This window comes from Mycobacterium sp. MYCO198283 (genome assembly GCF_021213805.1).
In the GTDB taxonomy this organism is placed as follows: Bacteria; Actinomycetota; Actinomycetes; order Mycobacteriales; family Mycobacteriaceae; genus Mycobacterium.
In genome coordinates this window covers 68923-92277 of sequence record NZ_JAJQJI010000010.1, presented here as the reverse complement: position 1 = coordinate 92277, position 23355 = coordinate 68923, and the positions used below count along the sequence as shown (strand labels likewise).

21 protein-coding genes are annotated in these 23355 nt (G+C 71.4%); all 21 read left to right on the top strand.

The genetic code is table 11. The annotated features are described in order from the left end of the window. Nucleotides 1-23 precede the first annotated feature (23 nt). The 21 genes from LV457_RS18225 (at nt 24) to fadD12 (ending at nt 23355) form a co-directional block, all read left to right on the top strand. A complete protein-coding gene (locus LV457_RS18225) occupies nt 24-890 on the top strand; it encodes an alpha/beta fold hydrolase (protein ID WP_232172939.1) in 867 nt (288 codons plus the stop codon). Then, complete coding sequence (locus LV457_RS18220) at nt 887-2590, top strand: bifunctional 3-(3-hydroxy-phenyl)propionate/3-hydroxycinnamic acid hydroxylase (RefSeq protein ID WP_232172938.1); 1704 nt, start codon at nt 887-889, stop codon at nt 2588-2590. Before LV457_RS18225 ends, LV457_RS18220 begins: the two co-directional genes overlap by 4 nt. Then, nucleotides 2547-3464 (top strand): 3-carboxyethylcatechol 2,3-dioxygenase, encoded by a 918-nt coding sequence (locus LV457_RS18215; protein ID WP_232173022.1) that lies wholly within the window; start codon nt 2547-2549, stop codon nt 3462-3464. The genes LV457_RS18220 and LV457_RS18215 overlap by 44 nt, the downstream gene beginning before the upstream one ends. Then, the gene (locus tag LV457_RS18210; RefSeq protein WP_308192222.1) at nt 3461-5221 is read left to right on the top strand and encodes an FAD-binding protein; all 1761 of its coding nucleotides are present in this window, start codon (nt 3461-3463) and stop codon (nt 5219-5221) included. Before LV457_RS18215 ends, LV457_RS18210 begins: the two co-directional genes overlap by 4 nt. After that, nucleotides 5218-6543 carry an LLM class flavin-dependent oxidoreductase gene (locus LV457_RS18205; RefSeq protein WP_232172937.1) on the top strand — a complete coding sequence of 442 codons (1326 nt, stop codon included), beginning with the start codon at nt 5218-5220 and terminating at the stop codon, nt 6541-6543. Before LV457_RS18210 ends, LV457_RS18205 begins: the two co-directional genes overlap by 4 nt. Before the next feature lie 8 nt (nt 6544-6551). Next, nucleotides 6552-7370, top strand: coding sequence for a coniferyl-alcohol dehydrogenase (locus LV457_RS18200; RefSeq protein ID WP_232172936.1), 819 nt, complete (start codon nt 6552-6554; stop codon nt 7368-7370). Nucleotides 7371-7373: 3 nt separating this feature from the next. Continuing rightward, nucleotides 7374-8363 carry a cyclase family protein gene (locus LV457_RS18195; protein ID WP_232172935.1) on the top strand — a complete coding sequence of 330 codons (990 nt, stop codon included), beginning with the start codon at nt 7374-7376 and terminating at the stop codon, nt 8361-8363. Between the two features lie 12 nt (nt 8364-8375). Continuing rightward, nucleotides 8376-8954: an NADPH-dependent FMN reductase gene (locus LV457_RS18190; RefSeq protein WP_232172934.1), complete on the top strand. Its 579-nt coding sequence runs from the start codon at nt 8376-8378 to the stop codon at nt 8952-8954. Continuing rightward, complete coding sequence (locus LV457_RS18185) at nt 8951-9799, top strand: alpha/beta fold hydrolase (protein WP_232172933.1); 849 nt, start codon at nt 8951-8953, stop codon at nt 9797-9799. The genes LV457_RS18190 and LV457_RS18185 overlap by 4 nt, the downstream gene beginning before the upstream one ends. A 14-nt stretch (nt 9800-9813) precedes the next feature. Then, nucleotides 9814-10617, top strand: a complete 804-nt coding sequence (locus LV457_RS18180) for an SDR family NAD(P)-dependent oxidoreductase (protein ID WP_232173020.1) — start codon at nt 9814-9816, stop codon at nt 10615-10617. A gap of 317 nt (nt 10618-10934) precedes the next feature. Next, nucleotides 10935-11735 (top strand): hypothetical protein, encoded by an 801-nt coding sequence (locus tag LV457_RS18175; RefSeq protein WP_232172932.1) that lies wholly within the window; start codon nt 10935-10937, stop codon nt 11733-11735. 31 nt (nt 11736-11766) lie between these two features. Next, a complete protein-coding gene (locus LV457_RS18170) occupies nt 11767-12414 on the top strand; it encodes a TetR/AcrR family transcriptional regulator (RefSeq protein ID WP_232172931.1) in 648 nt (215 codons plus the stop codon). A gap of 13 nt (nt 12415-12427) precedes the next feature. Continuing rightward, nucleotides 12428-12622 (top strand): ferredoxin, encoded by a 195-nt coding sequence (locus LV457_RS18165; RefSeq protein ID WP_232172929.1) that lies wholly within the window; start codon nt 12428-12430, stop codon nt 12620-12622. Between the two features lie 7 nt (nt 12623-12629). Then, entirely contained in the window at nt 12630-13868 is a 1239-nt protein-coding gene (locus tag LV457_RS18160) for a cytochrome P450 (protein WP_232172928.1), read from the top strand. Nucleotides 13869-13912: 44 nt separating this feature from the next. Beyond that, the gene (locus tag LV457_RS18155; protein ID WP_232172927.1) at nt 13913-15082 is read left to right on the top strand and encodes an amidohydrolase family protein; all 1170 of its coding nucleotides are present in this window, start codon (nt 13913-13915) and stop codon (nt 15080-15082) included. Further along, nucleotides 15079-16317 carry a Xaa-Pro peptidase family protein gene (locus tag LV457_RS18150; RefSeq protein ID WP_232172926.1) on the top strand — a complete coding sequence of 413 codons (1239 nt, stop codon included), beginning with the start codon at nt 15079-15081 and terminating at the stop codon, nt 16315-16317. Before LV457_RS18155 ends, LV457_RS18150 begins: the two co-directional genes overlap by 4 nt. Next, nucleotides 16317-17444 carry a Xaa-Pro peptidase family protein gene (locus LV457_RS18145; RefSeq protein WP_232172925.1) on the top strand — a complete coding sequence of 376 codons (1128 nt, stop codon included), beginning with the start codon at nt 16317-16319 and terminating at the stop codon, nt 17442-17444. Before LV457_RS18150 ends, LV457_RS18145 begins: the two co-directional genes overlap by 1 nt. Nucleotides 17445-17446: 2 nt before the next feature. After that, entirely contained in the window at nt 17447-18391 is a 945-nt protein-coding gene (locus LV457_RS18140; protein ID WP_232172924.1) for an enoyl-CoA hydratase/isomerase family protein, read from the top strand. Further along, entirely contained in the window at nt 18388-20805 is a 2418-nt protein-coding gene (locus LV457_RS18135) for a CoA transferase (protein WP_232172923.1), read from the top strand. Before LV457_RS18140 ends, LV457_RS18135 begins: the two co-directional genes overlap by 4 nt. Before the next feature lie 103 nt (nt 20806-20908). Further along, the gene (locus tag LV457_RS18130; RefSeq protein WP_232173019.1) at nt 20909-21685 is read left to right on the top strand and encodes a lysophospholipid acyltransferase family protein; all 777 of its coding nucleotides are present in this window, start codon (nt 20909-20911) and stop codon (nt 21683-21685) included. Continuing rightward, nucleotides 21682-23355, top strand: coding sequence for an acyl-CoA ligase FadD12 (gene fadD12, locus LV457_RS18125; protein WP_232172922.1), 1674 nt, complete (start codon nt 21682-21684; stop codon nt 23353-23355). Before LV457_RS18130 ends, fadD12 begins: the two co-directional genes overlap by 4 nt.

Below are 23355 nucleotides of genomic sequence, written 5' to 3'. Positions count from 1 at the left end.
TCACGCGGAAGGGCCGGAGCTCCTTGACGGATTTCGAGAGCGTGTGGAGCGAGCTGCAGGGCGTCGAGTTCTCGCAGGGCTACCTCGACGCCGGCGGCGTCCGCACCCGGTACCTGCATGCCGGTGATCCGGCGCGTCCGCCGCTGCTGTTGCTGCACGGGTCGGGCGGGCACGCCGAGGCCTACGTCCGCAACCTCGAAGCGCACGCCGAGCACTTCTCGACCTGGTCGATCGACATGCTGGGCCACGGCTACACCGACAAGCCCGGCCATCCCCTGGAGGTGGCGCACTACGTCGACCACCTGCTCGCGGTGATGGACACCATCGGCGCGCAGCGCGCGCACGTCAGCGGGGAGTCGCTGGGCGGCTGGGTCGCGTCGCGGCTCGCGGCCGACCATCCCGACCGCGTCGACCGGCTCGTGCTCAACACCGCCGGCGGCTCGCAGGCCGACCCCGAGGTCATGGCGCGCATCGTCACCCTGTCGATGGCCGCGGCGGAGAACCCGACCTGGGAGACCGTGCAGGCGCGGATCCGGTGGCTGATGGCCGACAAGAGCAAGGGCTACGACGACATCGTCGCCAGCCGGCAGCGGGTGTACCGCCAGCCCGGCTTCGTCGACGCGATGCGCGACATCATGGCGCTGCAGGATCCGCAGATCCGGGCCCGCAACCTGATGCGCCCCGACGACTACGGCCGCATCGCCGCGCCGACACTGGTGCTGTGGACCAGTGACGACCCGACCGCCGACGTCAGCGAGGGCCGCCGCATCGCCTCGATGATCCCGGGCGCCCGCTTCGAGGTGATGCCTGACTGCGGGCACTGGCCGCAGTACGAGGACGCCAAGACCTTCAACCGGCTCCACCTGGACTTCCTGCTGGACCGGTCATGACCACCGCGCCGGAAGTCGACGTGCTGATCGTCGGTGCGGGGCCGGTCGGGCTGACGCTCGCGAACATCCTCGGGCTGCACGGGGTGCGGACGCTGGTCGCCGAGGAGCGCCCGACCCTGATCGACTATCCGCGCGGCGTCGGCCTCGACGACGAGGCGCTGCGCACGTTCCAGGCGATCGGCCTGGTGGACGCGGTGCTGCCGCACACCGTGCCGAACCAGATCCTGCGGTTCTACGACGGCCGCCGCCGGTTGCTGGCCGAGATGGCCCCGCCCGACGCCCGGTTCGGCTGGCCCAAGCGCAACGGCTTCGTCCAGCCGATGGTCGACGCCGAGCTGCTGCGGGGGCTCGACCGCTTCGAGCACGTCACCGTGTCGTGGTCCACCCGCATGGACGCGGCGGTCGCCGACGGCGACGGGGTGACGGTGACGCTGGGCGGGTCAGGGGCGAGCGAGTGCCCGAGTACCCTTCGTGCCCGCTATTTGATCGGCTGCGACGGCGGCCGCAGCACGACCCGGCGGCTGATGGGAGTGTCCTTCGACGGCACCACCTCGCCCACCCGCTGGCTGGTGGTCGACCTGGCCACCGATCCGCTCGGCCACCCCAACAGCGAGGTGGGCGCCGACCCGGCCCGGCCCTACGCATCGATCTCCATCGCGCACGGCATCCGCCGGTTCGAGTTCATGATCCACGCCGACGAGCGCGACGACGAGGTCGAGACACCGGCGTTCATCACCCGGATGCTGGCGCCGTTCCTGCCGCATCCGGAGGCGGTCGACGTGATCCGCCACCGGATCTACACCCACCATTCGCGCATCGCCGGCGCGTTCCGCAGCGGGCCGATGTTCCTGGCCGGCGACGCCGCGCACCTGATGCCGGTGTGGCAGGGGCAGGGCTACAACAGCGGCATCCGCGACGCCGCGAACCTCGGCTGGAAGCTCGCCGCGGTGGTCAACGGCCAGGCCGGCGACGCGCTGCTCGACAGCTACGACGTCGAGCGGCGCAAACACGCCCGCGCGATGATCGACCTGTCGACCATGGTCGGCCGCGTGATCTCGCCGACGAATCGGCGGGTTGCGGCGTTGCGCGATCACGTGATTCGCGGCGCGTCGGTGCTGCCGACGCTCAAGCGCTACATCCTGGAGATGCGCTTCAAGCCGATGCCGCGCTACGAGCAGGGGGCGGTGTACCACCTTCCGGCGGGAGGGTCCCCGGGCTCGCCGACCGGCACGCTGTTCATCCAGCCGCGGGTCGACACCCGCGCTCGGGAGAACGTGCTGCTCGACGACGTGCTGGGCGCCGGGCCGGCCGTGCTGTGCTGGAACAACGATCCGCGGGCGCTGCTCGGGCCGGCGTTCGGGCGGTGGAAGGCGCTGGGCGCCCGCTTCGTGGCCGCCCGCCCGTCCACCCAGTTGCACTGGACCGGCCACGACGACCCCGACGTGGTCGTCGTGGGCGACCGCACCGGCGCGCTCAAGCAGTTCTTCGACGCCCACGCCGAGTCGGTGCTGTTCCTGCGGCCGGACCGCTGCATCGCCGCGGCTTGCATCGCGCAGCAGGCGCCCGAGGTGAGCGAGGCGCTGTTCGGTGTGCTGCACCTGACCGACCCGCGCCATGGCGAGGAAGGAGGCGACGATGCCGCTGGCCCTGTGCTGTATGTCCCACAGCCCGCTGCTGAACCTTCCCGGACCGTCGGCTGAGCTGCTCGACGACATCTCCGGCGCGTTGAGCGCGGCGCGCGAGTTCGTCGCCGACTTCGACCCGGAACTGGTCGTCATCTTCTCGCCGGACCACTACAACGGCTTCTTCTACCGGCTGATGCCGCCGTTCGCGGTCAGCACCGCGGCGCGCGGCGTCGGCGACTACGGCACGCAGGCCGGTCCGCTGCAGGTGCCGGCGGCCGCCGCCACCGAGCTGGCCGAGGCGGTGCTCGACGCCGACGTCGACGTCGCGATCTCCGCAGAGGCCGACGTGGACCACGGCACCGTGCAGCCGCTGCAGATCCTGTTCGGCGATGCTGCGGCCAAGCCGGTCATCCCGGTGTTCGTCAACTCGGTGGCCACCCCGCTCGGACCGCTGCGCCGGGTGCGGGCGCTCGGCGCCGCCGTCGGCCGGCACCTCGCGGCGCTGGACGCCCGGGTGCTGGTGGTCGGGTCCGGCGGGCTCTCACACGACCCGCCGGTGCCGACGCTGGCCACCGCGCCGCCGGCCGCCCGCGCGCGGATCGTCGGCGGCGCGCCGATGACCGGCGAGCAGCGCCAGGCCCGCCAGAGCGCGGTCATCGAGGCGGCACGCGAATTCGCCGCGGGCACCGGCGCCCTGCAGCCGCTCAACCCGGAGTGGGACCGCGCGTTCCTCGACATCGTCGACGCCAACCGGCTCACCGAGTTCGACTCCTGGTCCAACGCCGACATCGCGCGGCAGGCCGGCAATTCGGCGCACGAGGTCCGCACCTGGGTGGCGGCCTTCGCCGCGCTCGCGGCCGCCGGGCACTACGAGACGACGGTGCGCTACTACCGCCCCGCCCCCGAGCTGATCGCGGGCTTCGCCGTCCGGACGGGAGTGTCTGCGTGACCGAGAGATTCGATCGTCAGGTCGACGTGCTGGTCGTCGGTTCGGGTGGGGGCGGCATGACCGCGGCGCTGACGGCCGACGCCGCCGGGCTGGACACGCTGATCGTGGAGAAGGCGTCCTACTTCGGTGGCTCCACCGCGTTGTCCGGCGGCGGCATCTGGGTGCCCGGGGCGCCCGCACAGCAGCGCTCCGGCTACCGCCCCGACCCCGACGAGGTGTTCGCCTACCTGCGCGCCATCACCGACGGCCTGGTCAGCGACGAGCGGCTGCGCGCCTACGTCGACAACGCCCCGCAGATGATGGAGTTCTTGGAGCGGACGAGCCGGTGGTTCGAGTTCGTCTGGAAGCCGGGCTACGCCGACTACTACCCGGAGTTGCCGGGCGGTTCGGCGCAGGGCAGCACCATCAACGTGCCGGCCATCGACCTGCGGGCCCTCGGCGAGGACGAGCAGTACCTGCTGCAGCCGCTCGCGCTGGCGCCGCGGGGGATCTGGTTCGCCCCCAAGGACCTTCGGCTCTTCTACCAGGTGCGGCAGAACTGGCGCGGCAAGGCCGTGCTGCTCAAGCTCATCTGGCGGATGGTGCGGGCCCGGGTCTTCGGCGACCGGATGGCCGCCATCGGGCAGTCGCTGGCCGCGCGGATGCGGCTGGCCCTCAAGGAGCGTTCCGTGCCGCTGTGGCTCGACGCGCCGATGACCGAGCTGCTCACCGACCTCGACGGGCGGGTGGTGGGCGCCGTCGTCGAACGGGACGGGGCGCCGCTGCGCATCGGCGCCCGGCGCGGGGTGATCCTGGCCGCCGGCGGCTTCGACCACGACATGGCGTGGCGCCGCCAGGTGCAGCCGGTGATCGACCGGGACTGGAGCTTCGGCAACCCGGTGGCCACGGGCGACGGCATCCGCGCGGCCCAGAAGGTCGGCGCCGCCACCGATCTGCTCGACGAGGCGTGGTGGTTCCCGGCGATCTGCTGGCCCGACGGGCGCCTGCAGTTCATGCTCAACGAGCGGATGATGCCGTCGCAGTTCATCGTCAACGGCGCCGGTGAGCGGTTCATCAACGAGGCGGCGCCCTACATGGACTTCGCGCACGCGATGATCGAGGGGCAGAAATCAGGTACCGCCATGCACATCCCGTGCTGGTTGATCACCGACATCGCGTCGTTCCACCGCTACGTCGTCGCCGGCCACCTGCCGATCCCCAAGGTGCCGTTCGCGCCGGTGCCCACGGGCCGGAAGGTGCCGCGGGCCTGGCTGGAGTCGGGCGTCGTCAAGGAGGGCCGCAGCTTCGAAGACCTCGCGCGGCAGATCGACGTGCCGCCGGATGCGTTGCGCCGCACCGCCGAACGCTTCAACGCGCTCGCCGCGAAGGGCCACGACGACGACTTCCACCGCGGCGACAGCGCCTACGACAACTACTACGGCGACCCGACGCTGCCCAACCCCAACCTCAGGCCGCTGGGCAAGCCGCCGTACTACGCCTTCCAGATCATCCCCGGCGATCTGGGCACCTCGGGGGGTCTCGTCACCGACGAGCACGCGCGCGTGCTGCGCGACGACGGCAGCGCGATCGACGGCCTGTACGCCGTCGGCAACACCTCGGCCGCGGTCATGGGCCGCAGCTACGCCGGGGCCGGCGCCACGATCGGGCCGGCCATGACCTTCGGCTACATCGCCGCCCGACACATCGCCGCCCGACATATCGCCAGCCGCTCCACCCAAGAGACATCCACGCCGACATCCACCGGAGGTAGCTCATGAAGATCTCGCTGTTCTACGAATTCCCGCTGCCGCGGCCGTGGGGTGAAGACGACGAACACCAGCTGTTCCAGCACGGCCTCGACGAGGTCGAGGCTGCCGACAAGGCGGGCTTCTCGACGGTGTGGCTCACCGAGCACCACTTCCTCGAGGAATACTGCCACTCGACCGCGCCGGAGATGTTCCTGGCCGCGGCGAGCCAGCGCACCAAGAACATCCGGCTCGGCTTCGGCGTGATGCACCTGCCGCCGCCGATCAACCACCCGGCCCGCATCGCCGAGCGCGTCGCGACCCTGGACCACCTGTCGAACGGCCGCGTCGAGTTCGGCACCGGAGAGGGCTCGTCGGTCGCCGAGCTGGGCGGCTTCAACATCGACCCGGCCGACAAGCGCACCATGTGGGAGGAGGCCCTGGAGGTCTCGATCCGCTGCATGACCGAGGCGCCGTTCAGCGGTTTCAAGGGCGAGCACGTCGAGATGCCGGCGCGCAACGTGATCCCCAAGCCGCTGCAGTCGCCGCACCCGCCGGTGTGGGTGGCCTGCACCCGCCCGTCGTCGGTGCAGATGGCCGCCCAGAAAGCCATCGGCGCACTGAGTTTTGCCTACACCGGCCCGGAGGCGCTCAAGGAGCGCGTCGACGGCTACTACCGGGAGTTCGCCGAGAAGGGCACGCCGGTCACCCCCGCCATCAATCCCAACCTGCTCGCGATCGGCGGCGACCTGTCGATGATGGTCGCCAAGACCGACGAGGAGGCGTTGGCGCGCCTCGGCATCGGCGGCGGGTTCTTCTCGTTCGGGATCATGCACTACTACATGACCGGCATGCACACCCCCGGCCGCACCGGGGTGTGGGAGCTCTACGAGCAGGCGGTCAAGGAGGACCCGACGCTGGCCTACGGCCCCGGCCGCGGCGCCATCGGTTCGCCGGACACCGTCCGGGAGTTCCTGCGCGGCTACGAGGCCAGCGGTGTCGACGAGATCATCCTGCTGCTCAACCCGCGCAGCCACGAGGGCACCATGGAGTCCATCGAGATCATGGGCCGCGAGATCCTGCCCGAGTTCATCGAACGCGACGCCCAGGCGGTCAAGGACAAGGCGACGCGGCTGGCGCCGGTGATCGAGCAGGTCGAGGCCCGTCGCCAGCCGTCGGATGCGCCGCTGTTCGACGAGACCTACTCCTTCGGCGGGCTGCCCACCGGCCGCGGCGGCAAGTTCACCGCCGGGGAGATCCCGGAGGCGATGGCCGAGATCAACGAGGGCCGCGTCAAGGCCGCGCAGGCGGAGAAGGAAGCGCGCGACAGGGCCGGCGAAAAAGCGGAAGCCTGACCGGTCGGATGCCGTCCCTGCCGGAGCTGCTGCGGTTCGACGGCCGGCGCGTCGTCGTCACCGGCTGTTCGTCGGGGATCGGGGCGAGCGTCGCCGCACAGCTGTCGGGGCTCGGGGCGGAGGTGTTCGGCCTCGACCTGCGGCCGCCGGCCGCGCCGCTCGCCGGCTTCTCGGCGGTGGACCTCGCCGACCCGGCCACCATCGACGCCGCGGTGGCGGGCCTGCCGGCCCGCGTCGACGTGCTGTGCAACGTCGCCGGGGTGTCCTCGGGGATCGGCGATCCGCTGCTGGTCGCGACGATCAACTTCCTGGGCACGCGGCACCTCACCGAGGCGGTGCTGCCGCGGATGTCGGCGGGGTCGGCGATCGTCAGCGTGTCCTCGCTGGCGGCCGCGGCGTACCGGGAGAACCTGCCGGTGACCGCCGGTCTGGTGCGCACCGCCGGCTTCGGCGCGGGGCTCGCGTGGTGCCGGGAACACCCCGAGGCGCTCGCCGACGGCGGCTACCGGCTCAGCAAGGAGGCGCTCATCCTCTGGACGATGGCGCAGGCCGAACCGTTGGGGGCGCGGGGCATTCGCATCAACTGCACCGCGCCCGGCGTCACCGACACCCCGATCCTCGACCAGCTGCGCAGCGCCTACGGTCAGGAATACCTCGACGGCTTCACCAGCCCGCTGGGGCGCTCGTCGGAGCCCGAGGAGCAGACCAGCGTGCTGGTGTTCCTCGCCGGCCGGGCCGCGAGCTACCTCACCGGACAGGTGGTGTGGGTCGACGGCGGCATCTCCGCGGCCCGCGTCGCCGCGCAACTCGCCCTGACAGGAGCGTGACACATGGCCACGATGGCGGACTTCCGCAAGGTCGCCGACGACGTGCGGAACTGGGGTCGCTGGGGCGACGCCGACGAGCTCGGCACGCTGAACCTCATCACCGCCGACAAGGTGGCCGAGGCGGCGAGCCTGGTCCGGCACGGCAAGGTGTTCCCGCTGGGCGTCGACTTCGGATCGTCGGGACCGCAGGGCGCCTTCCACTACCGGCCCAACCCGATGCACGTGATGACGATCGACGGCGGCGACGACCGCACGCTGCTGGAATACGGCCCGACGTGGCTGCGCAACCTGACCGCGGTGCAGCTGTCCGGCTACTCGCAGGCCGGCCCGATGCGCTTCAACGACGACATGATCATCATGCCGCTGCAGGCCGCCACGCAGTGGGACGCGCTGAGCCACGTCTACTACGACGAGAAGCTCTACAACGGCTTCCCGGCGGACTCGGTGACCAGCCTCGGCGCCTACTACTGCGGCATCGACAAGGTCGACGTCGCGGGCATCACCTCGCGCGCGGTGCTGCTCGACATCGTCCGCTTGCGCGGCGTCGAGGTGTTCTGTGAGCTCGGCGAGCCGATCACGCCCGCGGAGCTCGACGAGGCCGCCCGCCGCCAGGGCGTCACCGTCCGCAGCGGGGACATCGTGCTCGTCCGCACCGGCTGGTGGGCCCGCTTCCTGCAGACCGGCGACGGCACCGAGCCCGGCGCGGGGCTCGACTGGACCTGCGCGTCGTGGCTGCACGACCACCAGGTCGCGGCGGTGGCCGCCGACAACCTCATGGTCGAGAACCCGGTGTCGGGGGTGGAGGGCACCATCTTGCCGATGCACATGCTGTGCCTGCGCGACATGGGACTGATGCTCGGCGAGTACTGGGACCTGACGGCGCTCGCCGAGGACTGCGCCGCCGACGGCGTCTACGAGTTCCAGCTCGTCGCCCCGCCGCTGCGGGTGACCGGCGCGGTCGGCAGTCCGGTGAACCCCATCGCCATCAAGTGAGGAGGTAGCGCCATGTCCGACAACAGCTCCGGCGGACCGCTGGTCGTCGGCATCGGCGGCACGCTGCGTGCGAACTCCAGCACGGAGAAGGCGCTGCGGCTCTGCCTCGACGCGGTCACCCGGCGCGGGGGCCGCATCCGGTTCTTCGGCGGCGCCGACATCGACCTGCCGATGTACAACCAGGACGAGCCCGCCCGCACCCCCAGGGCCGTCGCGTTGATCGAGGCGCTGCGCAGCGCCGACGCGGTGATCGTCGCGTCGCCCGGCTACCACGGCGGCGTGTCCGGGCTGGTGAAGAACGCGCTCGACTACATCGAGGACCTGCGGCAGGACTCGCGGGTGTACCTGGACAACCAGCCCTGGGGCTGCATCAGCTGTGCCTACGGCTGGCAGGCCGCCGTCGGCACGCTCAGCCAGCTGCGGGTGATCGGTCACGCGCTGCGGGCCTGGCCCACGCCGCTCGGGGTCGCGATCAACTCCGCCGACCAGATCTGGGGCGACGACGGCGCGCTGGTCGACGAGGGCGTGCGCACGCAGCTCGACCTGCTGGCGGCGCAGGTGGTGTCCTTCGCCGGCGGCGCGTCCCGATGACGGGGTGGCGGAGGCAGGAACTGGTCGTCGACGGGCTGCGGACCTCCTACCTGGAGGCCGGCGCCGGGGATCCGGTCCTGCTGTTGCACGGCGGCGAGTTCGGCGCGGGCGCCGAACTCGGCTGGGAACACACGATCGCCGCGCTGGCCACCCGCTACCGCGTGCTCGCGCCCGACATGCTCGGCTTCGGTCGGTCGGCCAAGGTGGTCGACTTCACCGACGGCCGCGGCCTACGGATCCGGCACCTCGCGCGGTTCTGCGCGCTGCTCGGCGTGACGTCGGCGCACATCATCGGCAACTCGATGGGCGCCGTCAACCTGCTGGTGGACGCCACGTCGGAGCGGCCGGAGCTGCCCGCCCGCAGCCTGGTCGCGATCTGCGGCGGCGGTGAGATCCAGCGCAACGAGCATTCCGCCGCGCTCTACGACTACGACGCCACCGTCGACGGGATGCGGCGCATCGTCGCGGCGCTGTTCGCCGACCCGGCGGTGGCGGCCGACGACGCCTATGTGCGGCGCCGCTACGAGCAGAGCATCGCGCCCGGTGCCTGGGAAGCGTTGGCGGCGGCCAGGTTTCGCCGGCCCGGCGCACCGCCGCCCCCGTTGCCCTCGAGCGACCGCGCCTACGAGCGCGTCGGGGTGCCGGCGTTGCTCGTCGAGGGTGCGGCCGACAAGCTGCTGCCCCGCGGCTGGGCGGCCGACATCGCCGGGCGGATCGCGGGCGCGCGCTACGCCGTCGTCGACGGCGCGGGCCACTGCCCGCAGCTCGAAGCGCCGGACGCGGTCAACGAGTTGCTGCTCGGCTTTCTGGCAGAGATATCGGCGCAACGAAAGGTGTCGGCGTGACGGACGGCGAAGCGATGGGCGACCTGGCGGGACGGGTCGCGATCGTCACCGGCGGCGCATCCGGGCTGGGGGAGGGACTGGTGCGGCGGTTCGTCGCCGAAGGGGCGACCGTGGTGCTCGGGGACGTGGACGCCGAGCGCGGCGCGGCGCTGGCCGACGAGCTCGGCGGCCGCGCGCATTTCGTGGCGGCCGACGTGTCCGACGTCGCGCAGGTGAGCGCACTGGTCGAGACCGCGGTGGAACGGTTCGGCGGCCTGCACGTGATGGTGAACAACGCGGGCATCGGCAGCAAGATGCACCGCTCGTTCCTCGACGACGACCTCGCCGACTTCGAGCGGGTGATGGCCGTCAACCTCAAGGCCGTCATGGCGGGCACCCGCGACGCCGCCCGCCACATGGTGGACCACGGCGGCGGCGCCATCCTCAACATCACCTCGATCGGCGGCATCCAGGCCGGCGGCGGGGTGATGGCCTACCGCGCCTCCAAGGCCGCGGTCATCCAGTTCACGAAGTCGGCCGCCATCGAGCTGGCGCACTGGGAGATCCGCGTCAACGCGATCGCCCCGGGCAACATCCGGACCGCGATCGTGCGCAAGTCGGCGGCGGGCGAGGACCTGCAGCGGTTGGAGAAATTCGAGGCGGCGATCCGGGCGCAGATGCGGGCCGACCGGCCGCTCAAGCGCGAGGGCACGGTCGAAGACGTCGCCGAGGCGGCGCTCTATCTGGTGAGCGACCGGTCGCGCTACGTCACCGGCATCGTGCTGCCGATCGACGGCGGTACCGTGGCCGGCAAGGTGCTCGCGCGCAAACCGTCGTAGCACCTCGCCCGACGGCCCGTCGGTCGCCGCGCCGACGCGCTGCCGCGCCGGGGCGCGCCGCGTCGCAAGATTGCCGCCGATGAAAATACTTGGCCGTCGGCAAACTCAAAAACCTTTGCCACTTTGTTGCCGTCGAGGGGCATAAAGTGCCGTTTTAGCGGCATAGTTGTGGCGTGGCTGATGTTGCCATCCGTTTCCCGAAACCCAGCAGTTACGACGTTCGGTATCGCCCGTTCGGCTTTGCTTCGGCGGCGGCTTTACAACTCTTCGACGGCGTGGTTTGAATACAACTCCGACGTCGATGCAGGGGAGGCATTGTGCTCACGCTTGAACCTGGCGAACTTCCGTCAGCCGGCCAACTGGCCGAACTGCTCGACCGCGACGGGGTGGTCTGCCTGACCGGCGCCGTGCCCGACGAGTGGCTTGCCGCGGCGCGCAGCAGTGTGCTGGACAGCATCGGCGCGCGGGGCGGCAACGGTTTCGTCGCGTTCGGCGGCGGCGACGGCGCGGCCTTCGCGGAGTCGCCGGGAGTCCGCATCGAGCCGTCGGTGTGGCGACTGCTCTCCGACGTCGCCGCGCAGCGGCTACCCCGATCCGGGCGGCTGCGACCACTGCCGCCGTGCCTGCGGGTGCTGGCCGGCCCGCTGCCCCAGGAAAAGCCGCTGCTGCTGCACTACGACGCCAGCATCGTCACGATCGTCGTCCCGATCATCATCCCGGAGGGCGAGCGCGGCCGGCACGGCGAGTTGATGCTGTTCCCCAACCAGCGGCCGTTCCGGCAATCGCTCACCGTGCACATCGCGGACAAACTGCGCGCGCAGAACGGCTGGACCCGGCGTCGGGCGGTGGAACGCGCGCTGGCGGACCCCGACCGGTACGTCGTCGACCTCGAGCCGGGAAACGCCTACCTGTTCTGGGGATATCGCACCTTCCACGGCAACCTGCGCTGCGCGCCGAACCTCACGCGCGCGACGCTGATCGTCCAGTTCGGCGAGCCGCATCCGGCCGGTCCGCTGCCGGCGCTGCTGCGGCTGCAGCGGGAATGGCGGCGCAGCCGGTGCATGCGGGCCGCGAACGCCGCGGGGCAGCGCCCGCGCCGCGTCGAGTCAGTCACTTGACTTAAACGCGGCGGTGCCGTTGACTGTGACCGTGACCACAGCCCGGTCCGCCCGCGCCGAGCGGGTCAACGGCACCCGTGAGGCGATCCTGACGGCCGCCGAGCGGCTCTTCGCCGAGCACGGCGTCACCGCGGTGTCCAACCGCCAAGTCAGCGAGGCCGCCGGCCAGGGCAACAACGCCGCCGTCGGCTACCACTTCGGCACGAAGACCGACCTGGTGCGGGCCATCGAGCGCCGGCACCGGGTGCCGATCGAACGCGTCCGGGAGGCCATGGTCGCCGAGCTGGGGCCCGCGCCGGACATGCGCGACTGGGTGGCGTGCCTGGTGTGCCCGCTGACCGACCACCTGGAGCAACTCGGCAACCCGACCTGGTACGCCCGGTTCGCCGCGCAGGTGATGACGGACCCGGCTCACCACAGCATGGTGGTCCGCGATGCGCTGTCCTCACCGTCGCTCGTGGAGGTCATCAACGGCATCAGCGGTTGCCTGCCGGAGCTGCCACCCGACGTGATCGCCGAGCGCAACATCATGGGCCGCAATCTGCTGATGCACACCTGCGCCGACCGCGAGCGCGGGCTGGCGCAGGGGCAGGCGGTGCCGCGGTCGAGCTGGGCGGCCGCGGGCGCCGGGCTCATCGACGCGATCGTCGGCCTGTGGCTGGCGCCGGTGACCGCCTGAGGCAGGAGAGCACATGAAAGTCGTTGTCGATCAGGACAAGTGCGTGTCGTCGGGCATGTGCGTCGGACATGCCGCCGAGGTGTTCGACCAGCGCGACGAGGACGGCGTGGTGGTGTTGCTGAACCCCAGCCCCGCCGCCGACGCCGAGGACGACACCCGGCGGGCCGCCGCGGCCTGCCCCGCCCAGGCCATCTACCTCGAGGACTGACGAGCGCATGAGCGACACCCTGGTAACCGAGCCCACCGTCGGCGAGCAGCTCCCGGAGTATCCGATGGAGCGCGACGCGCGCTGCCCGTTCGCGCCGCCGCCGGGTGTCATGGCGCTCGCGGCGCGGCGGCCGCTCTCGCGGGTCCGGATCTGGAACGGCAGCACCCCGTGGCTCGTCACCGGCTACGAGACGGCGCGCACCCTGTTCGCCGACCCCCGGGTCAGCGTGGACGACCGGCAGCCCGGCTTCCCGCACTGGAACGAGATGATGGCCTCGACGGTGCACAAGCGGCCGCGCTCGGTGTTCACCTCCGACGCCGAGGAGCACACCCGGTTCCGCCGGATGCTGTCCAAGCCGTTCACCTACCGGCGGGTGGAGAACCTGCGGCCGGCGATCCAGCAGATCACCGACGACCACATCGACGCCATCCTCGCCGGCCCGCAGCCCGCCGAGCTGGTGACCGCGCTGGCGCTGCCGGTGCCGTCGCTGGTGATCAGCGAGATGCTGGGCGTGCCGTATGAGGACGCCGACTTCTTCCAGCACCACGCCAACATCGGCCTCGACCGCTACGCCAAGGCCGAGGACAACATGACCAAGGGCATGGGGCTGGCGAAGTACCTGATGGACCTGGTCGAGAAGAAGATGGCCGAGCCCGCCCAGGACGCCGTCTCCGACCTCGCCGAACGCGTCAAGGCCGGCGAGATCGACGTCCGCGAGGCCGCCCAGCTGGGCACCGGCCTGCTCATCGCCGGCCACGAGACCACCGCCAACATGATCGGCATCGGCGTGCTCGCGCTGCTGGAGAACCCGCAGCAGGCGGCCGTGCTGCGCGACACCGACGACCCGAAGGTGATCGCCGCCGCGGTCGAGGAGCTGATGCGCTACCTGTCGATCATCCAGAACGGCCAGCGGCGCGTCGCGCTGGCCGACATCGAGATCGACGGCGAGGTGATCCGCGCCGGCGACGGCATCATCATCGACCTCTCACCGGCGAACTGGGACCCGAACGCCTTCCCGCAGCCCGACCGGCTCGACCTCACCCGGTCCGACGCCCCGCAGCTGGGCTTCGGTTACGGCCGCCACCAGTGCGTCGGTCAGCAGCTGGCCCGCGCCGAGCTGCAGATCGTCTTCCACACGCTGCTGCGCCGCATCCCGACCCTGCGCCTGGCCGTTCCGGTCGAGGAGGTCCCGTTCAAACACGACCGCCTCGCCTACGGCGTCTACGAACTCCCCGTCACCTGGTAGCCCGAACCTTCCCAGAAGCCCACAGCCCGATTGGAGTACCCACCATGTCGACACCGACGATCGCCAGCCTCTATCCCCCGGAGGGGTTCGGCGCGCCCAAGTTCCGTCGCGGCCATGCCGCCGAATCCACCACCGGGCTGCCTGCCGGCACCGTGGTGTTCTCCGCCGACAACCACATCTCGGTCGCAGACGACATCTTCTACGAGCGCTTCCCCGACGAGCTCAAGGGCGCCGCGCCACGCATCTGGTACGAGGACGGCGCGTACATGGTCGGCATGAAGGGCAAGGCGTGGACGGGCGGCGACTTCGGCCGCGTCCTCATGCAGTACGACGACCTCGCCGGCGCCGCGTCGAACAACATCGAGGCCCGCATCCGGGAACTCGCCGAGGACGGCATCGACAAGGAGTTGGCGTTCCCGAACGCCGTGCTGGCCCTGTTCCACTACCCGGACAAGGCGTTGCGCGAGCGGGTGTTCCGCATCTACAACGAGCACATCGCCGATCTGCAGGAGCGCTCGAACGGCCACTTCTACGGCGTCGGGCTGATCAACTGGTGGGATCCCAAAGGCACCCGCGACACGCTCGCCGAGCTGAAGTCGCTGGGCCTCAAGACGTTCTTGCTGCCGCTGAATCCGGGCAAGGACGACGACGGCAACATCTACGACTACGGCAGCGCCGCGATGGACGCGGTGTGGGACGAGATCGAAGCGGCGGGCCTGCCGGTCAGCCACCACATCGGTGAGACCCCGCCGAAGACGCCGTGCGAGAACAACAGCGTCGTCGTCGGCATGATGGTCAACGTCGACTCGTTCCGCGAGCAGTTCGCCAAGTACGTGTTCTCCGGCATCCTCGACCGGCATCCCAGCCTCACGATCGGCTGGTTCGAGGGCGGCATCGCCTGGGTGCCGACCGCGCTGCAGGACGCCGAGCACATGCTCGCCTCCTACCGCCACATGTTCAATCACGAACTGGCGCATCCGGTCCGGCACTACTGGGACCACCACATGAGCGCGTCGTTCATGGTGGACCCGCTGGGCCTGCGGCTGATCGACGACATCGGCGTCGACAACGTGATGTGGTCGAGCGACTACCCACACAACGAGTCGACGTTCGGCTACTCCGAGAAGTCGATCGCCACCGTGGTCGAGGCGGTCGGCCCCGAGAACGCGGCGAAGATCGTGAGCGGCAACGTCACGAAGTTCCTGGGCCTGTGACGACGTTCGCCCCGGCGGTGACGAGCGCCGCCGACATCCCCGATCAACCCGACAGCGCCCGCATGTACCGCGAATGCGGTGCCCGGCTCCGGAACAGCATGCGCGACAGCGGCATCGACGCCCTGGTGCTGCTGGGCAACGGCAACGTCGTCTACGCCACCGGCGTCAGCTGGCCGCTGCTCGACGCGGGGCTGAGCCACGTCGAGCGGCCGGTGGCGATCGTGGTGGCCGACGACGAGCACCCACACCTGTTCATGCCGCTGCGCGAAGGTTCGGCGTCGGAGATCGAGGTGCCCGCCGATCACGTGCACCCGCCGCTGTACCTGGAGTTCGACGAGGGCGTCGACCGGCTGGCCCGCGTGCTGGCCGACCTGCTGCCCGCGGGCGCCGCGGTGGCCGTCGACGAGCTGACCGGCGCGATGCGACGCGCCGGCAGCCGGCTGTTCCCGGCGGGCGAGCCGACGGACGCGGCGCAGGTGGTGGGGCCGGCGAAGCTGGTGAAGACCGCCGATCAGATCGCGTGCGTCCGGCGGGCGTGCCGGATCACCGAGGAGGCCGTTACCGACGTGCAGGCGTCGCTGGCGCCCGGCGTGCGGCAGGTCGACCTGTCCGCCCACTTCGTCCGGCGCGCCTTCGAACTCGGCGCGACGGCAAACATGCTGGAGGCCATCTGGCAGGTGATGCCGCGCACCAAGGCGGAGGGCACCTGGACCACCACCGGGGACCTGGCGCTGCCGCTGCTGACCACCGAGCGGGAGCTGCAGCGCGGCGACGTGCTGTGGACCGACGTCAGCATCACCTACCGGGGCTACTGCTCGGACTTCGGCCGGACCTGGGTCGTCGGCGACGAGGTCACCGACCGGCAACAGGCGCAGTTCGAGCGCTGGCGCGCGATCCTGGACGCGGTGCTCGGCGTGACGCGCGCCGGCGCCACCTGCGGTGACCTGGCGCGCGCGGCGATCGCCGCCAACGGCGGCACCAAGCCGTGGCTGCCGCACTTCTACCTGGGCCACGGCATCGGCACCAACGCCGCCGAGATGCCGATGATCGGCACCGACCTCGGGGCGGAGTTCGACGACAACTTCGTGTTCCCGGCCGGCATGCTGCTGGTGCTGGAGCCGGTGGTCTGGGAGGACGGCACCGGCGGCTACCGAAGCGAGGAGATCGTGGTGATCACGCAGGACGGCTACACCTCCATCACCGACTACCCCTACGCCCCGTACGGGACCCGGTGATGGCGCTCGAAATCCTGCCCGACGCCAAGGAACTGCGCAGCAGCCGCCGCGAGCGGGCGCTGGCGCACATGGCGGCCGAGGACATCGACATCCTGGTGCTGGGCCGGCAGGCCAACGTCCGCTACGTCACCGGCGCGCCGCAGCTGTGGGTCGCCGGGACGCGGCCGTTCGGCCCGATCTGCGAGGTCGTCCGGGCGACCGGCGAGATCCACCTCAACAGCACCTGGGACGAGGGCATCCCCGACGAGATCGCCCACGACCACCTGTACGGGCTGGCGTGGAACCCGATGACGCTCATCGAGGTGCTCAAGGCGCTGCCCGGTGCCGCCGACGCCACGCGGGTCGGAACCGATTCGCTCACACCGACATTCGCGAAGCTGCTGCCGATGGCGTTCCCGAACGCCGAGATCGTCGACGCCGAACCGGCGCTGCGGGCGGCCCGGCGCGTCAAGACGCCCGCGGAGATCGCCGTGCTGCGCGGCGCGCTCGCCGTCGCGGAGCGCGCGCTCGCCGCGGCCCGCTCGGAGCTGGCGCCGGGGGTCGGCGAGCAGACCCTCACCGGTGCGCTGCTCGAATCGATGGCCGCCGGCGGCGTCACCACCCCGGCCACCCAGGACGGCGCCTGGATCACGCCGAAGGACCACCCGTGGCGGCGTTCGGCGGCGACGCGCCAGGTGGCCGAGGGCGATTTGGTGGCCTTCGCCGCGGGCGCGCTGGCCGACGGCTACGTCGGCGAAGTGGGCCGCACCTTTGCGGTCGGCGAGGTGGCGGGCGCCGAGGCGCTGTTCCGGCGTTCCGAGGCGCTGTGGGCGCAGCTGTTACGCGCCTGCCGCCCCGGTGCGCCGGCCGCCGACCTGCTCGCCGCGTACGAGGCCGCCGGCGAGCCGCTGCCGGCGACGCCCGTCGCGCACGGGCTCGGGCTGGGCTTCGACCCGCCGGTGGTGTCGGCGGACCTGCCGGCCACCTGCGCGCAGGAGCGACTGGAGCCCGGCATGGTGCTGGCGGTGACGGGCTACGTGTGGCAGCACGGGGTCGGCGCGGTGTTCACCCGCGAGGCGGTGCTGATCGGCGACGACGGACCCGAAGTGCTCACCCCCGACGTCATGGCCGCCGCGGCTGACGCCTGACGATGGCCGCTGACAGCCCGCCGCCCGAGGAGATCGTCCGCTACGCCAAGGATCCGAAGACCAAGATCGCCACCATCACGTTCGACCGGCCCGACCAGCTCAATGCGCCGACGTCGGCGGCCCGGCTGCGCTACGCCGACCTGCTGCGCGGCGCGACCGTCGACGACGACGTCAAGGTGGTGGTGATCCGCGGCGTCGGCGACGACCTGGGCAGCGGCGCCGACCTGCCGGAGTTCATGGCCGGCACCGACGCCGACCGCCTCGCCGAGCTGCGCATCGACGACCCGGACGTGACCTACCCGCCGAAGGGATCGTTCCGGCACGGCGCGACGATGGGCGCCTGGTACGCCAATGTGGCCGCCGGCAACCGGGCGCTGCAGGAGTGCAAGAAGATCACCATCGTCGAGGCCAAGGGCTACTGCTACGGCTGGCACTTCTACCAGTGCGCCGACGCCGACCTGGTGATCTCGAGCGACGACGCGCTGTTCGGCCACCCGTCGTTCCGCTACTACGGCTGGGGTCCGCGGATGTGGACCTGGGTGCTCACGATGGGCCTGCGGCCGTTTCAGGAGATGGTGTTCACCGGCAGGCCGTTCACCGCCGCCGAGATGCTCGCGTGCAACTTCGTCAACAAGGTCGTCGCACGCGAGCAGTTGGAGGCCGAGGTGGCCAAGTATGCGTCGGCGTGCGCCCGAAACCGCCCGACCGACAGCGTCTTCCAGCAGAAGATGTTCTTCGAGGTCGTCAAGCAGTTCCAGGGCGAATACCTGGGCAGCCTGCTGTCGGCGGTGTTCGAATCGCTGGGGTCGACGGTGCGGCCCGATGCCGACGACTTCATGCTCGGCGACGCGATCGACGCCGGGCTCGCCGACGCGGTCAACGACAACGACGCGCGCTTTCCGCCGGAGTTCCGGTTGAGCAAGTCGAGAAGGAACGATCCGGAGTGAGTGCTGCGCCGCTGGACGGCTACACCGTCGTCGAGCTGGCCACCGGTATCGCCGGCGCGTACTGCACCAAGCTGCTCGGCGACGGCGGCGCCGAGGTGATCAAGGTCGAAGGGCCGCACGGCGATCCGCTCCGGCGATGGTCGGCATCGGGCGCCGAGCTCGACGGCGACGGCGCGCTGTTCGGCTACCTGTGCGGCGGGAAGCACAGTGTGGTCGCCGAGCACGTCGAGCACGTCGACGCGCTGCTCGCCGGCGCCGACGCGGTGGTGTGGTCGCCCGGATCGCCGCTCGCCGAGGCGGATGCGCTGCGGCCGGCGCAGATCCACCGCCGCCACCCGCACCTCGTCGTCACCGCGATCACGCCGTTCGGGCTCGAGGGGCCGTGGGCCGGGCGGCCCGCCACCGAGTTCACGCTGCAGGCATGGTCGGGCGGCATCGTCGGGCTGGGCCGCGGCGCGCCGGACCGCGCGCCGGTGCACGTCGGCGGCCAGGTCGGCGAATACCTGGCGGGCGCCTACGCTGCGGCGCTCACGCTGGCCTCGCGGGCCGGCGCGCTCGCCGACGGCCGCGGTGAGCTGATCGACCTGTCGATGCTGGAGACGTCGATCCTCGGGCTCACCTACTACCCGGTGACGTTCTTCGAGATGCTCGGCCGGCCGTGGCGCACCGCGCGCAAGGTCACCGTGCCGGGCGTGGCGCAGGCCGCCGACGGGCTGGTCGACGTCGGCTGCGGCACGGCGCAGCAGTGGTTCGACCTGTGCGCGATGCTCGGCCACGACGAGTGGATCGACGAGGAGTCAACGCTCACCATCACCGAGCAGGCCACCGCGAAGGCCGACGAGATCTACGCGTGGTTCGCCGAGCACCCCAGCGACGAGATCCGCGAGCTGGCGTCGGCGTTCCGCATCCCGAACGCCCCGGTCGCGAACGGCGCCAACGTCGACACGCTCGACCACTACCGCGAGCGCGGGTCCTTCGTCGACCACCCCGCGGGCTTCCGGCAGCCCGGCCCGCCGTATCGCATCGCCGGCGCCCGGCTGCACGGCCCGCGGCTCGCCCCGGCGCTCGGCGAACACACCGCCCAGTACCCGCGAAACCGCATTCCCGGTCGTGAATCGGCGGCACAAGCAACCGGGAATGCGGTTTCGCGGGGGGAGCGGCTGCCGCTGGCCGGCGTCCGGGTGCTCGACATGACGACCTTTTGGGCGGGGCCGTCGTGCACGCACCTGATGGCGATGCTCGGCGCCGATGTGATCCACGTCGAGTCGGCCCGGCGCCCGGACGGCACCCGGTTGATCGCCGGCGTGCCGGTCGACGTGCCGCAGTGGTGGGAGCGCTCGCCGATCTTCTCCGGGCTCAACACCGACAAGCGCGGCATCACCCTCGACCTGCAGCGCCCCGCCGGCCGCGACGTGCTCTCGCGGTTGATCACCACCTGCGACGTGATCGTCGAGAACTTCACGCCGCGCGTACTCGACCAGCTCGGGCTCGACTTCGCCGCGGTCACCGCACTGCGGCCCGACGCGGTGATGGTGCGGATGCCCGGCTTCGGGCTCGACGGCCCGTGGCGCGACAACCCCGCGTTCGCCTACGTCATCGAGGCGGCGGCCGGCATCAGCTGGCTCACGGGCTACCCCGACCGGCTGCCCTACGAGCCGTACTCGCTCGGCGATCCGAACGCCGGCATCCACGCGCTCGTCGGCGTGCTGCTGGCGCTCGAACACCGGCGGCGCACCGGCGAGGGCACGCTCGTCGAGGCCGCGATGGTCGACGCCGCGCTGGCGATCGCGGCCGAGCAGGTCATCGAGCACAGCGCGTACGGCGCGCTGCTGCAGCGCGACGGCAACCGCGGCCCGGCGGCGGCGCCGCAGAACTGCTACCTCACCGCCGACATCGACGAGTTCGGACGCCTCGACAGCTGGGTGGCGATCGCCGTCGCCACCGACGAGCAGTGGGCGGGGCTCGTCGACGCCCTCGGGCACCCGGCGTGGACGGCCGACACCGACCTGGCGTCGGCAGCGGGCAGGCGGGCGCGGCACGACGAGATCGACGCGCAGCTGTCGCCGTGGTGTGCGACGCGCAGCGCCGACGAGATCGTCGACACGCTGTGGGCGGCCGGGGTGCCGGTGGCCAAGGTGCTGCAGCCGCACCGGCAGACCGAGATACCGCAGCTGGCGCATCGGCGCTTCTTCGAGCCGGTGGGCCATCCGGTGAACGACGAGGCCCCGCACAGCACCGTGCCGGCCCGCTTCTCACTGGGCCCGCTGCGCTACCACCGCAGCCCGGCGCCGCTGCTCGGCGAGCACAACCGCGACGTGTTCACGGCGATCGGTCTCGACGAGCACGACATCGAGCAACTGGCGGCCGACGGCGTGATCGGCGAGGCGCCGGCCGGGTTCGGCAGCAAGGTGTAGAACCGCCGCCGGATGACGCGCGGACGGGTAACGTCAGCGCGGCCAAAACCGAGGGGACAGGCCTGTGAGCGACGACGCGCAAGAGATTCCTGACGACACCGAGATGGCCGCGTGGGATCCCTCGCTGGCGAAGAAGGTCAGCGCGACGATCGCCCCGCTCATCAAGCGGTACTTCCGCGCCGAGGTCCGGGGGCTCGACGCGTTCCCGGAAGCGGGCGGCGCCCTGGTGGTGTCGAACCACAGCGGCGGCATGTTCACCCCCGACGTGCTGATCCTGGCGCCGGCGTTCTACGACCGGTTCGGGTTCGACCGGCCGTTCTACACCCTCGCGCACTACGGCGTGCTGATCGGGCCGATGGGCAACCTCTTGCGCAAGGCCGGGGTCATCGAGGCGAACCGGAAGAACGCGGCGCTCGCGCTGCGATCCGGGGCGGTGGTGCTCGTCTTCCCCGGTGGCGACTACGACTCCTACCGGCCGACGCTGGCGGAGAACACCATCGACTTCGCCGGCCGGACGGGATACGTCCGCACCGCGATCGAAACGGGCGTGCCGATCGTGCCCGCGGTGTCCATCGGCGCGCAGGAGACGCAGTTGTTCCTGGCGCGCGGCGATTCGATCGCCCGGCGGCTCGGCCTGAAGAAGGCCCGGCTGGAGATCCTGCCGGTGAGCGTCGGCTTCCCGTTCGGGCTGTCGGTGATCTTCCCGCCCAACCTGCCGCTGCCCTCGAAGATCGTCACGCAGGTGCTCGACCCGATCGACGTCATCGCCGAGTTCGGCGACGACCCCGACATCAGCGCGGTCGACGCCCATGTGCGCAAGGTGATGCAGGCGGCGCTGGACGAGCTCGCCCGCGAACGTCGCTTCCCGGTGCTGGGATGAGCCCGGCGAACGCCAGGAACGCGGTCGCGGATCGGGCCGGTGCGGTCGCCGGGCTGCTGTCGACGCTTGGTCGGTCGGGGTTGATCGCCCCGATGCGGCCCGACAAGTACGTGCGGATGGTCGCGGCCGTCAACCGGGTGGGCATGAGCCCGACCGTCGGGTTCGCGGCCGCGGCGCAGCGCTGCGGTGACGCGCCGGGCGTCGTCGACGAGCTGGGCACCCTGACGTGGCGTGAGCTCGACGACCGCGTCAACGCGCTGGCCGCCGCGCTGCAGGACCTGCCCGGCGGAACGCCGACGTCCATCGGGCTGATGTGCCGCAACCACCGCGGGTTCATCGAGGCGCTGGTGGCCGCCGAACGGATCGGCGCGGACGTCCTGCTGCTCAACACGTCGTTCGCGGGCCCGGCGATGGCCGAGGTCATCAACCGGGAGCGCGGCGAGGACCGCTTCGTCATGGTCTACGACGAGGAGTTCACCGAGGTCGTCGACCGGGCGCTGCAGGACGCACCGGACACCCAGCGCATCCTCGGCTGGGTGGACGGCAACGCCGGCGACCTGCCGACGCTGGAGGCCCTCGCCGACGCGCACGCCGGGAAGCGGGTCCGCCGCCCCGAGCGCACCAGCCGGACCATCCTGCTGACCTCCGGGACCACCGGCACGCCGAAGGGCGCCCGCCGCTCCAAGGGCGACAGCGGCGCCGGCGACCTCAAGGCGATCCTCGACCGCGTCCCGTGGCGGGCCGGTGAGGCGACGGTGATCGTGGCGCCGATGTTCCACGCCTGGGGTTTCTCGCAGGTGCTGTTCTCGGCGCTGATGGCGTGCACCATCGTCACGCGGCGCCGGTTCGATCCGGAGGCCACGCTGCGGCTGGTCGACGAGCACCACGCCACCGGTCTCGTCGTCGTCCCGGTGATGTTCGACCGGATCATGGCATTGCCGCCCGAGGTGCTCGACCGCTACAGCTGCCGCTCGCTGCGCTTCGCGACGGCATCGGGTTCGCGGATGCGGCCCGATGTGGTGACCGCGTTCATGGACCGCTTCGGCGACGTGGTCTACAACAACTACAACGCCACCGAGGCCGGCATGATCGCCACCGCCACCCCGGCCGACCTGCGTGCCGCGCCCGACACCGCGGGCCGGCCGGCCGACGGCACCGAGGTCCGCATCCTCGGCCGGGACGACGCGGGCGGGTGGCGCGACGTGCCGACCGGCGAGACCGGCCAGATCTTCGTCCGCAGCACCACGCTGTTCGAGGGCTACACCAGCGGGGCGACGAAGGACTTTCACGAGGGTTTCATGGCGTCGGGGGATCTGGGCTACCTCGACGACGCCGGCCGGCTGTTCGTGGTGGGCCGCGACGACGAGATGATCGTCTCCGGTGGCGAGAACGTGTATCCGATCGAGGTGGAGAAGACGTTGGCCGCGCATCCCGACGTCGCCGAGGCCGCGGTGATCGGGGTGGACGACGAACAGTACGGCCAGCGCCTGCACGGCTTCGTGGTGCTGCGCGACGGCGCGTCGGTCACCCCCGACGACCTGCGCGGGCACGTCCGCAGCAATCTCGCGAACTATAAGGTGCCGCGGGAGATCACGATCCTCGACGAGCTGCCCCGCAACAGCACGGGGAAGATCGTGCGCAAGGAGCTGCGCGAGCTGGCCGCCCGGTAG

Coding starts and splice junctions, on each gene's coding strand:
- LV457_RS18220 (WP_232172938.1), top strand. CDS start 887: ATGACCACCGCGCCGGAAGTCGACGTGCTGATCGTCGGTGCGGGGCCG.
- LV457_RS18215 (WP_232173022.1), top strand. CDS start 2,547: ATGTCCCACAGCCCGCTGCTGAACCTTCCCGGACCGTCGGCTGAGCTG.
- LV457_RS18205 (WP_232172937.1), top strand. CDS start 5,218: ATGAAGATCTCGCTGTTCTACGAATTCCCGCTGCCGCGGCCGTGGGGT.
- LV457_RS18200 (WP_232172936.1), top strand. CDS start 6,552: ATGCCGTCCCTGCCGGAGCTGCTGCGGTTCGACGGCCGGCGCGTCGTC.
- LV457_RS18195 (WP_232172935.1), top strand. CDS start 7,374: ATGGCCACGATGGCGGACTTCCGCAAGGTCGCCGACGACGTGCGGAAC.
- LV457_RS18190 (WP_232172934.1), top strand. CDS start 8,376: ATGTCCGACAACAGCTCCGGCGGACCGCTGGTCGTCGGCATCGGCGGC.
- LV457_RS18185 (WP_232172933.1), top strand. CDS start 8,951: ATGACGGGGTGGCGGAGGCAGGAACTGGTCGTCGACGGGCTGCGGACC.
- LV457_RS18180 (WP_232173020.1), top strand. CDS start 9,814: ATGGGCGACCTGGCGGGACGGGTCGCGATCGTCACCGGCGGCGCATCC.
- LV457_RS18165 (WP_232172929.1), top strand. CDS start 12,428: ATGAAAGTCGTTGTCGATCAGGACAAGTGCGTGTCGTCGGGCATGTGC.
- LV457_RS18160 (WP_232172928.1), top strand. CDS start 12,630: ATGAGCGACACCCTGGTAACCGAGCCCACCGTCGGCGAGCAGCTCCCG.
- LV457_RS18155 (WP_232172927.1), top strand. CDS start 13,913: ATGTCGACACCGACGATCGCCAGCCTCTATCCCCCGGAGGGGTTCGGC.
- LV457_RS18145 (WP_232172925.1), top strand. CDS start 16,317: ATGGCGCTCGAAATCCTGCCCGACGCCAAGGAACTGCGCAGCAGCCGC.
- LV457_RS18140 (WP_232172924.1), top strand. CDS start 17,447: ATGGCCGCTGACAGCCCGCCGCCCGAGGAGATCGTCCGCTACGCCAAG.
- LV457_RS18130 (WP_232173019.1), top strand. CDS start 20,909: ATGGCCGCGTGGGATCCCTCGCTGGCGAAGAAGGTCAGCGCGACGATC.
- fadD12 (WP_232172922.1), top strand. CDS start 21,682: ATGAGCCCGGCGAACGCCAGGAACGCGGTCGCGGATCGGGCCGGTGCG.